The sequence below is a fragment of the Streptomyces sp. NPDC021225 genome, assembly GCF_044332865.1.
Lineage (GTDB): Bacteria > Actinomycetota > Actinomycetes > Streptomycetales > Streptomycetaceae > Streptomyces.
The window spans coordinates 206,233-218,162 of record NZ_JBIRPV010000009.1; the positions used below are offsets into that span (position 1 = coordinate 206,233).

General features: G+C 73.9%; 2 protein-coding genes. Both read left to right on the plus strand.

The genetic code is table 11. The annotated features are described in order from the left end of the window. Positions 1-50: 50 nt before the first annotated feature. Positions 51-10,055: an SDR family NAD(P)-dependent oxidoreductase gene (locus ACH4S9_RS33510; protein ID WP_398375334.1), complete on the plus strand. Its 10,005-nt coding sequence runs from the start codon at positions 51-53 to the stop codon at positions 10,053-10,055. Positions 10,056-10,134: 79 nt separating this feature from the next. Continuing rightward, entirely contained in the window at positions 10,135-11,928 is a 1,794-nt protein-coding gene (locus ACH4S9_RS33515; protein ID WP_385351417.1) for a carbamoyltransferase, read from the plus strand. Positions 11,929-11,930: the final 2 nt, after the last annotated feature.

Sequence of the window (11,930 nt, forward strand, 5' to 3'; positions counted from 1 at the left end):
GGCGCGCGCCACGCCCACGCACGAGTGCCGTTCTATGAGGGGTTTGGAACATGGCTGAGAAAGAGCAGGTCGTCGAGTACCTGAAGCGGGTGACGGCCGATCTCAAGCGGACCCGGCAGCGGGTCCGGGATCTGGAGGAGGCCAACCGGGAGCCGATCGCCATCGTCGGGATGAGCTGCCGGTTCCCCGGGCACTCGAACACGCCCGAGGAGTTCTGGGAGTTCGTCCGGGACGGCGGCGACGCGATGGGCGGCTACCCGGACGACCGGGGCTGGCGGCCCGGCGGCGGGGACGGCGACCCCGACGGGCCGCCCGGCCGGGGCGGGTTCATCGACGCGGCCACCGACTTCGACGCGGGCTTCTTCGGCATCTCCCCGCGCGAGGCGTTGGAGATGGACCCCCAGCAGCGGGTGCTGCTCGAAGCGTCCTGGGAGGCGCTCGAGCGCGCGGGCATCGACCCGGCCACCCTCCAGGGCAGCCGGACCGGCGTGTTCATCGGCGTCAACGGCGCGGACTACCCTGGCCTGCTGAACCACGCCGGTCACGAGTCGCTCGGCTATCTGCTCACCGGTACCGCCTCCAGCGTCGTCTCCGGCCGCATCGCGTTCACCTACGGCTTCGAGGGTCCCGCCGTCACGGTGGACACGGCCTGCTCGGCGTCGCTGGTGGCCCTGCACCTGGCGGCCCAGGCCCTGCGCTCGGGCGACTGCCCGCTCGCGCTGGTGGGCGGGGTGACCGTGATGTCCACGCCCGGGGTCTTCGCGGAGTTCGGGAAGCAGCGCGGGCTGGCGGCGGACGGGCGGTGCAAGGCGTTCGCGGCGTCGGCCGACGGTACGGCGTGGGGCGAGGGCGTCGGTGTGCTGCTGGTGGAGCGGCTGAGCGACGCGCGGCGGCTGGGGCACCGGGTGTTGGCGGTGGTGCGGGGGTCGGCGGTCAACCAGGACGGCGCGTCGAATGGTCTGACGGCACCGAATGGTCCGTCGCAGCAGCGGGTGATTCGGGATGCGTTGGCGGGTGCGGGTGTGGTGGCGTCGGATGTGGATGTGGTGGAGGCGCATGGCACCGGCACCTCGCTGGGGGATCCGATCGAGGCTCAGGCGTTGTTGGCGACGTATGGGCGGGGGCGGTCGGGTGGTGGGTCGGTGTTGTTGGGGTCGGTGAAGTCGAATATCGGTCATACGCAGGCGGCGGCGGGTGTGGCCGGTGTGATCAAGATGGTGATGGCGATGCGGCATGGGGTGGTGCCGCCGACGTTGCATGTGGACGAGCCGACGCCCCACGTCGACTGGTCGTCGGGCGCGGTGGAGCTGGCCACCGAGCGCGTTGCCTGGCCCGAGACCGGCAGGCCCCGGCGGGCGGCGGTGTCCTCGTTCGGGATCAGCGGCACCAACGCCCATGTGATCCTGGAACAGAGTCCCCCGGACACCAACACGGACACCGCCACCGCCACCGACGCCCCGGCCGACTCGCGAGCGGACCACGGGGTGCTGCCCTGGGTGCTCTCGGCCAAGTCGGAGACCGCGCTGCGCGGGCAGGCCACCCGGCTGCGTGACTTCGCGAACGCCGCCGAGCCGGACGTCGCCGGGGCGGCCGTCGCGCTCGCGACCGCCCGTACGGCCTTCGAGCACCGGGCCGTCGTCCTCGCCGAGGACGCCGCCGGATTCGCGGAGGTGCTGGACACCCTCGCCGGGAAGGCCGCCACCGGCCGTCACCATGTGCGCGGCGCCGTGCGCCCCGGCGCCAGGGCCGCCTTCGTCTTCACGGGGCAGGGCGCGCAGTGGGCGGGCATGGGACGGGAGTGGTACGACGCCGTCCCACCCTTCGCCGAGGCGTTCGACGCCGTGTGCGCGGTGGCCGATCCGCAACTCGACATGCCACTCGCGGACATTGTCTTCGCCGCGCCGTCCTCCCCGCGGGCGGACCTGGTCCACCGGACCGAGTACACCCAGATCGCCATGTTCGCGATCGAGGTCGGGCTGTTCCGCACCCTGCGGGCCTGGGGGGTGACCCCCGACGCCGTGCTCGGACACTCGATCGGCGAGATCGCGGCGGCCCATGTGGCCGGGGTGCTCTCGCTGTCCGACGCGGCGACCCTGACCGTGGCCCGCGGCCGGCTCATGCAGCGGCTCCCCGACGGTGGCGCCATGCTCGCCGTCGACGCCGAAGAGGCCGAGGTCGCGCGGTGGCTGGCGGACGAGCCCGCGGACCGGGTGGCGATCGCCGCGGTCAACGGCCCGTCCGCCGTCGTGGTCTCCGGCGCCGAGGACGCGGTGCGGCGCGTCGCCGACACCGCCGAGGCGGCCGGGCGGCGCACCCGCGGGCTGCGGGTCAGCCACGCGTTCCACTCGCCGCTGATGGAGCCGATGCTCGAGGAGTTCCGTTCCGTTCTCACCCGGCTGACCTGGTCGCCGCCGACGCTCCGGATGGTGTCCACCGTCACGGGGGCCCAGGTCGCGGCCGAAGAGGTCATGTCGCCCGAGTACTGGATCCGCAACGCGCGCGACTCGGTCCGGTTCCAGGACGCCGTACGGGCCCTGGAGGGACAGGTCGACGTCTTCCTCGAGATCGGCCCGCACACCGCGCTGACCAGGCCGATCGAGGACAGCCTGCGGGACGGGGCGGCGGCCGTGACCGCGGTCGCCCACCGGGAGCGGCCGCAGCTGGCCGGCCTGCTGCGGGCCGTCGGCACGCTGTGGACCCACGGCGTCGAGGTGGACTGGCGCGCGGTGCTGCCCTCCGCGCCGGGCCGCGCGGACCTGCCCACCTACGCCTTCGACCGGCGCCGCTTCTGGCCCCGGATGTCCTCGCGCGGGTCGGCGGCCGATGTCGCGTCGGCCGGGCTGACCGGCGTCGACCACCCGTTGCTGGGGGCGGTGGTCAGCGTGGCGGACGGCGACACTGCCGTGCTCACCGGCCGGCTGTCCCTGGCCACCCACCCCTGGCTGGCCGACCACGCCGTGCTGGGCGCGGTGCTGCTGCCCGGCACGGCCTTCGTCGAACTGGCCCTGCGCGCCGGGCAGGACCTGGGGTGCGGCCAGGTGCGGGACCTGACCCTGGAGACCCCGCTGGTGCTCGACGCCGCAGGCGCGGCGCAGGTCCAGGTCGTGGTGGGCCGGGCCGACGCCGACGGACAGCGCTCGGTGTCCGTCCACTCGCGCCCCGAACCGGCCGACGAGGGCGCGGCACAGGGGCAGGGGCAGCCGGAGTGGACCTGCCACGCCCAGGCCGTGCTCGCGCCACTGCACGAGAGCCCCAACATCACCGACTTCGGGGCGCTGACCGGCCGGTCCTGGCCGCCCCGCGACGCCACCCCCGTCGACACCGGGGACTTCTACCCGGCGCTGGCCCGCCAGGGCTATGCGTACGGCCCCACCTTCCAGGGGCTGCGCGCGGCCTGGCGGCGCGGCGAGGACTTCTTCGCCGAGGTGGTCCTGCCCGACGACGCCACCGAGGAGGCCGAGGGGTTCGGAGTCCACCCCGCGCTGCTGGACGCCGCGCTGCACGGCATCGGGCTCGGCGTGTTCGCCGATGATACGGACGGTGCCGAGAGCACATCGCGGCTGCCCTTCGCCTGGTCCGGAGTGCGGCTGTGGGCGGGCGGCGCCCGGACGGTCCGGGTGTGGCTGCGGACCGTGGGCGCGGCCGCGGTACGGGTCCGGATCGCCGACGCCACCGGCGCCCCTGTCCTGGGGATCGACGAGCTGGTGCTGCGCCCGGTCACCCCCGCCCAGGTGCGTTCGGCGCGCTCGGCGGTGGCCGGGTCCCTGTTCGCCCACCGCTGGGAGCCCTGGGAGCCGCAGGCGGTGGCCACCGGCGGGCGCCCGCCGCTGTGGTGGGCCGAGGGAACGCCCGTCGGAGAACTCGCGGCCGCGGTGGCCGACGGGGCCGACACCGTACTGCTGGACGGCACGATCCCGGCCGCCGGCCCCGGCGCCGTCCCGGAGCGGGTACGGGACTCGGTGGCGCGCGTCCTGGAGCGGGTACGGGAGTGGCTGGCCCACGACGGACTCGGCGGCGCCCGGCTGGTGGTGACGGTGCGCCGTGGGGTCGAGGTGAACGCGGGGGACGGCATCGACCTCGCCGGGGCGGCCGTCCACGGCCTGGTGCGCTCGGCCCGCTCGGAACACCCGGACCGCTTCGCGCTCCTGGACACCGACACCGACACCGACACCGACGCCGACGTGCCTGTGGACCTGGTCCGCGCGGCGATCGCCGCGGGCGAGACCGAGATCGCCGTCCGCGGCGCCCGGTTGTTCGTGCCCCGCCTGACCCGTACGGCCGCCCCCGCCGCCGACGCGCCGCTGCCCTGGTCCGGCAGCCGGGGCACCGTGCTGATCACGGGAGGCACCGGGGTCATCGGCGCGGCCGTCGCCCGGCACCTGGTCACCGCACACCAGGTCACCGACCTGGTGCTGGCCGGCAGGAGCGGCCCAACCGCCCCCGGCGCCGCCGAGCTGGCGGACCGGCTGCGCGGCCTCGGCGCCACGGTACGGCTGGCGGCCTGTGACGTCGCGGACCGGGACGCCGTCGCCGAATTGCTCGCCTCCCTCCCCGAACTGCGCGGGGTGGTGCACGCGGCCGGTGTCCTCGACGACGGCATGGTAGCGGCGCAGACCCCGGAACGGCTCGCGGCGGTCTTCCGGCCGAAGGTGGACGCCGCGTGGCATCTGCACGAGCTGACCGGGGATCTGGACCTGGACTTCTTCGTGCTGTTCTCCTCCGCCGCCGGGATCTTCGGCTCCCCGGGGCAGGCCAACTACGCCGCGGCCAACACCTTCCTCGATGCCCTGGCCCGGCACCGGCACGCCGCGGGCCTGCCCGCGCAGTCGCTGGGCTGGGGGCTGTGGGCCGAACTGTCCACGATGACCGGGGCGTTGAGCGACACCGACGTCAAGCGGCTGAACCGCGGCGGCCTGCGGGCGCTCTCCGAGGAGGAGGGGTTGGCGCTCTTCGACGCCGCCGCGCGGCTGCCCGAGCCGGTGCTCGTCCCGATCCACCTGGACCTGCGCGGCCGCGGTGACGCGCCCCCGCTGCTGCGCGGGCTGGTCGCGGCCCCCCGGTGGCGGGCCGCCGCCGCGCACTCGGCCGCGGACTCGGGCTGGCGCGACCGGCTGCGGGGGCTGTCGGCGGGGGAGCGGTCGGCGCTTCTGGTCGACCTGGTGCGGGAGCATGTCGCCACCGTGCTGGGACACGCCGCGCCCGACGACATCGAGCCCGGGCAGTCCTTCGCCACCCTGGGCTTCGACTCGCTCACCGCGGTCGAGCTGCGCAACCGGCTGGCTGAGGACACCGGGGTGCGGCTGCCCACGACGCTGGTGTTCGACTACCCGAGCCCCGAGGCGCTCGCCGCGTTCCTCGGCTCGGCGCTGGTCGGCACGGCCGACGAGGGCGACCGGCCGCGGGCCACGCTCGCCGTGGCCGACGACCCGATCGCGATCGTCGGCATGAGCTGCCGCTATCCCGGTGAGGTGCGCTCCCCCGAGGACCTGTGGGACATGGTCCTGCACGGCCGCGAGGGCATCGGCGGCTTCCCCGACGACCGCGGCTGGGACCTGGACGCGCTGTACGACCCGGAGGGCGCGGGCGCGAACACGACATACGTGCGGGAGAGTGGCTTCCTCTACGACGCCGCCGACTTCGACGCCGCCTTCTTCGGCGTGGCGCCGCACGAGGCGGTGGCCATGGACCCGCAGCACCGGCTGCTGCTGGAGCTGTCGTGGGAGGCCGTCGAGCGGGCCGGTATCGACCCGGTCCGGCTGCGGGGCAGCCGAACCGGTGTGTTCACCGGGCTGATGCACCACGACTATGTGGCGCGGCTCCAGGAGGTGCCCGAGGAGATCGCGGGCTATCTGAGCAACGGGACCGCGGGCAGTGTGGCATCGGGCCGGATCGCGTACACCTTCGGCTTCGAGGGTCCCGCCGTCACGCTGGACACGGCCTGCTCGTCCTCGCTGGTGGCGCTGGACATGGCGGTCAGCGCGCTGCGGCGCGGAGCGTGCGACCTCGCCCTGGCGGGCGGTGTCGCGGTCGTTTCGACCCCCGCCGCGTTCACCGAGTTCGGCAAGCAGCGCGGGCTGGCGGCGGACGGGCGGTGCAAGGCGTTCGCGGCGTCGGCCGACGGCACGGCGTGGGGCGAGGGCATCGGTGTGCTGCTGGTGGAGCGGCTGAGCGACGCGCGGCGCAACGGACATCGCGTCCTCGCCCTCGTCCGGGGCTCCGCGGTCAACCAGGACGGCGCGTCCAACGGCATGACCGCTCCGAATGGTCCGTCGCAGCAGCGGGTGATTCGGGATGCGTTGGCGGGTGCGGGTGTGGTGGCGTCGGATGTGGATGTGGTGGAGGCGCATGGCACCGGGACGCCGCTGGGGGATCCGATCGAGGCTCAGGCGTTGTTGGCGACGTATGGGCGGGGGCGGTCGGGTGGTGGGTCGGTGTTGTTGGGGTCGGTGAAGTCGAATATCGGTCATACGCAGGCGGCGGCGGGTGTGGCCGGTGTGATCAAGATGGTGATGGCGATGCGGCATGGGGTGGTGCCGCCGACGTTGCATGTGGACGAGCCGACGCCGCATGTCGACTGGTCGTCCGGCGCGGTGGAGCTGGTGACGGAGGCGGTGGCCTGGCCCGAGACGGATCAGCCCCGGCGTGCGGCGGTGTCCTCGTTCGGGATCAGTGGCACCAACGCCCATGTGATCCTGGAACAGGCGCCCGACGACGCCGCGACGGAAACCACCGCCGAACCCACTGCCGACACCGCCGAGCGGCCCTCGGTGGTCGTCGAGCCCTCCCCGGCGGCGCCCCGGCCGTGGGTGCTGTCGGCCAGGTCGGCCGCCGCTCTGCGCGGCCAGGCCGAGCGGCTCAGGGAGTTTGCCACCGCTCCGGCGGGCGCCGGGGTGCCTGCTGGAGCGGTGGCCGCCGCGCTGGTCGAGTCCCGGACCGTCTTCGGCCACCGCGCGGTCGTACTCGCCGCCGACGGCGCCGGGTTCACTGCGGGCCTGGACGCCCTGGCGGGCCAGGGCACCGAGGAGGCGGACGTGGTACGCGGTGTGGCCCGCCACCGCACCAAGGCCGCCTTCGTGTTCCCGGGCGAGGCATCCGCCTGGGCGGGCATGGCGGCCGGACTGCTCGACTCCTCCCCGGTGTTCGCCAAGGCGATGGGGGAGTGTGCCGAGGCGCTGGCCCCGCACACCGGCTGGGATCTGCTCGAGGAGCTCCGGGGCGAGCCGGGCGCGCCGATGCGCCATGACGTCGCCGTTCCCGCGCTGTGGGCCGTGACGGTCTCGCTGGCCGAGCTGTGGCGCTCGGTCGGTGTCACGCCCGCCGCGGTGGTCGGCCGGGCGCACGGCGAGATCGCCGCCGCCTGCGTGGCCGGTGTGATGTCCCTGGCCGACGGGGCCGCGCTGGCGGCGTGGCAGGGCCGGGCGCCGGCGGCCGAGCCGTCGGAGGCGGCCCCGCCGGTCATCGTACGGAGCGGGCGCGTGCCGCTGTACTCGTCGGCCACGGGGCGGCCGTTCGACCCGGAGAGCGCGGACGCGGACCACTGGCACCGACGCCCCGGCGCGCCCGGCGGGTCCGACGGGTTCTCCGACGCGGTCGGGCTGCTGTTGCGGGACGGGGTGGACACCTTCGTCGAGCTGAGCCCCCATCCGGTGGCGACGGACACCGTGGCCGGCCTGGCGGCCGCCGCCGGACACGACGTGGTCGTCGTCGGGTCCCTGAAGCGCGAACACGACGACCGCGCCGCGCTGACCCGGTCGGCGGCGACGCTGTGGGTCCACGGCGACGGGGTGGACTGGTCCACCCTGGTGCCGCGCGCGACGCGCCAGGTCGACCTGCCGACCTACGCCTTCCAGCGGCAGCGGTTCTGGCTCGAGGCGCCCGCGCGTGCCGGGGACGCGAGTGGAGTGGGCCTCGACGCGGCCGACCACCCTCTGCTGGCCGGCGCGGTCATCCCCGCCGAGGGGGACACGGCCCTGTTCACCGGCAGGCTCTCGCAGGCGGCCCAGCCGTGGCTCGCCGATCACGCGGTGTCGGGCACGGCCCTGCTGCCCGCCGGTGTGCTCGTCGACTGGGCGCTGTACGCCGGACACCGGCTGGACTGCCCCGAGCTGCGTGAACTCACCCAGGAGGCGCCGCTCGTCCTCGGCCACGACACCGCCGCGCACATTCAGGTGCAGGTGGGCCCGGCCGACGAGGACGGCCACCGCGCCCTGACCGTCCACTCCCGCCCGGAGTCCCCCGGCGAGGGCGGGGCCGCGGACTGGACGTGCCACGCCCGCGCGGTCCTGGCCCCCCGGTCCGAGGGACCGGAGACCACGGAAGGCCAGGACGCGTCGGAGGACTTCGAGGAACTCGCGGGCGCCTGGCCGCCGCCCGGCGCGGTGGCGGCCGACGTGGCCGGCCTCTATGACGCGCTGGCCGGGCAGGGCTTCACCTACGGCCCCGCGTTCCAGAGCCTGCGCGCCGTGTGGCGGCGCGGCGCGGAGGTGTTCGCCGAGGTGGCCCTGGCGGAGGGGACCCCCGTCGGCGGCTTCCGCCTCCATCCGGCGCTGCTCGACGCCGCCCTGCACACCACGGGCCTGGGCGGGTTCCTCGCCCTCGACGACGCGCAGGTCACGATGGCGCGAGCGTGGTCCGGGGTACGGCTGCACACCGCGACCGCCGCCACCACCGCCGCCGTCGTCCGGATCCGGCTCTCCGGCGCGGGTGAGGGCGCGGTCGACGTCCGCCTCGCCGACGCCGCGGGCCGTCCGGTCGCCGGAGTCGACCGTCTGACGCTGCGCGCCGTGCCCACGGCCGAGTTCCAGCCCGCCCCCGGGTCGGCCGCCACGCGGCCCGCCCGGACGGGACGGCCGCCGCGGAAGCCGGGGGAGCAGCGGGAGAACACCCTGGCCCGGGTGCGGGAGGCCGCGCCGGACAAGCGTCGCCGACTGCTGGAGGACATCATCCGCGGCGAGCTGGCCGAAGTCCTGCGCCACGGCGTGGGCGTGGACATCGACCCTGCTGTGGAGTTCCTTGACCTCGGGGTGGACTCGCTGGCGGGCATCACTCTGCGCGACCGGCTCGGCGCGCTGCTCGAGCTCGAACTCCCGGCCACCACGATGTTCGAGTACTCCACCACGGCCCGGCTCGCCGGCCACCTGGCGGAACTCGTCACCGCCGGCACCGCGCCCGGCCGCCGGGCCGCGGACCGCGCGTCCTCGCCTTCTTCTCCGTTCGACAGCATCGAAGCGCTCTACCGCGAGTCGTACGCGCTCGGGCAGACGGGCACGGCGGGCATGGACCTCATCCAGGCCGCCGCGCGGCTCAGGCCGTCCTTCACCGTCGAGACCGCGGCGGACCACGTCCCGCGGGCCGTCCGGCTCGCCCGGGGCGACGGCGGCCGGGCGGCGGTGGTCTGTGTGCCCGCCATCACCGCCACCGCGGGTCCGGTGCAGTACGCGCGGCTCTCACAGCTCCTTCAGGGCGAGCGGGATGTGCTGTCCCTGGTCAACCCCGGTTTCGCCGAGGGGGAGTTGCTGCCCGACTCGTTCGGGACCTTCCTGGAGTCGCAGCTGGCCGCGTTGCGTTCGTCCGTCGCGGGTGGCTCGTATGTGCTCCTCGGACACTCGGCGGGCGGGCTGATCGCCTACGCTCTGGCGATGCGGGCCGAGCGGGCCGGGCTCGGGCCCGCCGCGGTCGTCCTCATCGACACCTTCCAGGCCGACAGCACGTTCTCGGCCGAGACGCTGGGCGCGATGAACGACGGCCTGTTCGCCCGCGAACACATCCTCGGTCCCGACGCGCTCAGCGGTGTGCGGCTGACCGCCATGGGCCGCTACCACACGCTGATGCACGAGTGCGAAGTGGCGCCCATCGAGCGCCCGACGCTCTTCCTCGGTGCCGAATCCCCGCTGCCCCACCAGGACAGCGGATTCGACGGCGACGACTGGCGGCCGTCCTGGCCGTTCCCGCACACGGCCGCCACCACGCCCGGCGACCACTTCACGGTCATGGAGGACAACATCGCCCTCACCACCGAGGCGATCGAGCGCTGGCTCACCGAACAGGGACTGTGACCCGGGCGCGCCACCGTCCCCTTACCCAAGCACGAGCCGCGGCCAAGGACGACCGCGGTCCGGAAAGGAAAAGACAGAAATGATCATTCTGGGATACAACGGCTTCTCGCAGATAGCGGAGCTGTTCGGCCGGCTGTACGGCTACACCGCCGACAGCGTCGACCGCCACAGCTTCCTCGGCCATGACGCCGCTGCCGCCCTCTTCGTCGACGGCGAGCTGGTGGCCGCCGTCGAGGAGGAGCGGATGAACCGGCAGAAGAAGACCACCGCCTTCCCCGCGAACGCCATGCGGTGGTGTCTGGAGCAGGCCGGTATCTCCTACGAGGACGTGGACTACTACGCCTTCGGCTGGAACTTCACCGCGGAGTTCGCCGACGCCGCCATCACGGGCCTCGCGAGCGCCCCGATCCCGCCCGAGTACAAGTTCCAGGCGATCGGCTCCTTCGGTGAACTGTGGAACGGGGCGCTGGGCAGGACCGCGCTGATCGAGGACTTCACCCGCCACACCGGCTACGCCCTGCCGGACGAGAAGCTGATCACCGTCCCGCACCACCGGGCCCACCTGGCCTGCGGCCGCACCTTCTCCGGCCTCGGCGACGCCGCCTTCCTCATCAACGACGGTCAGGCCGAGGCGGACAGCGCCATCATGGGCGAGGTGCGCGACGGCAAGGTCGAGGTCTTCGAGCGGTTCACCATCGACGCGAAGAACTCGCTCGCGCAGCTGTTCGCCAACATCACCCGCTACCTGGGCTTCACCCCGAACAACGACGAGTACAAGGTCATGGGCCTGGCCGGGTTCGGAAAGGCCCCGGACGAGCAGGACAACCCCCTGCTGACGAAGGTCGTCACCCTCGAGGAGGGCGGCCGGTACTCGCTGGCCCTGGCGAACGACCCGCGCGGCCCGCGCGCCTATGACCCCCTGTTCGACGAGCTGTTCGACGGCAACGACGACAACCGCCAGGAGTTCGACTTCCGGGTCCGCGTCGCCTGCGCTGCCCAGCAGGTGATCGAGGCGGTGACCGCGCACCAGCTGCGCGCCCTGGCCGAGGCGACCGAGCTGCGCGATCTGATCTTCGAGGGCGGCCTCGCCCTGAACTGCGTCAACAACACCAAGCTGCTGGAGGAGCTGCCCTTCACCCGGGTCGAGGTCAGCTTCGGGGCGAGCGACCCCGGCGTCTCCATCGGCGCCGCCGCCCATGTCGCGCGGGAGAAGTCGGTCGCGCTGACGCCGACCGAGTCGCCGTACCTCGGCCCGGAGTTCGGCGAGGACGAGATCCGCGCCACGCTCGAGGAGTACACCTCCTCGGTCACCTGGGAGCAGCTGCCCAGCGACGAGGTGGTGGGGAAGACCGCCGAGCTGCTGACCGGGAAGACCGTCATCGGCTGGTTCCAGGGCCGCACCGAGTACGGGCCGAGGGCGCTGGGCAACCGCAGCATCCTGGCCAACCCGTCCTACGCCGACATGAAGGACGTCATCAACAACCGCGTCAAGCACCGCGAGCCCTTCCGCCCGTTCGCGCCGATCGTGCTGGAGGAGAACGCGGCGCGGGTGTTCGAGATGGGCAGGAAGGAGCGCTCCCCGTATATGACCTTCGTCTTCCCGGTGCGCCCCGAGTACACCGAGAAGATCGCGGCGGCCACCCATGTCGACGCCACCTCGCGCATCCAGACCGTCACCGACGACAGCAACCCGCGACTCGCCGCGCTGCTGCGCGAGTTCACCTCCCGCACCGAGGTGCCGTGCCTGGTGAACACCTCCTTCAACGTGGCGGGCGAGCCCATCGTCTGCTCCCCGAAGGACGCGGTCGAGTGCTTCCTGGGCACCGACATCGACCACCTGGTCATCGGCGACTTCCTGGTCTCCAAGCGATGAGG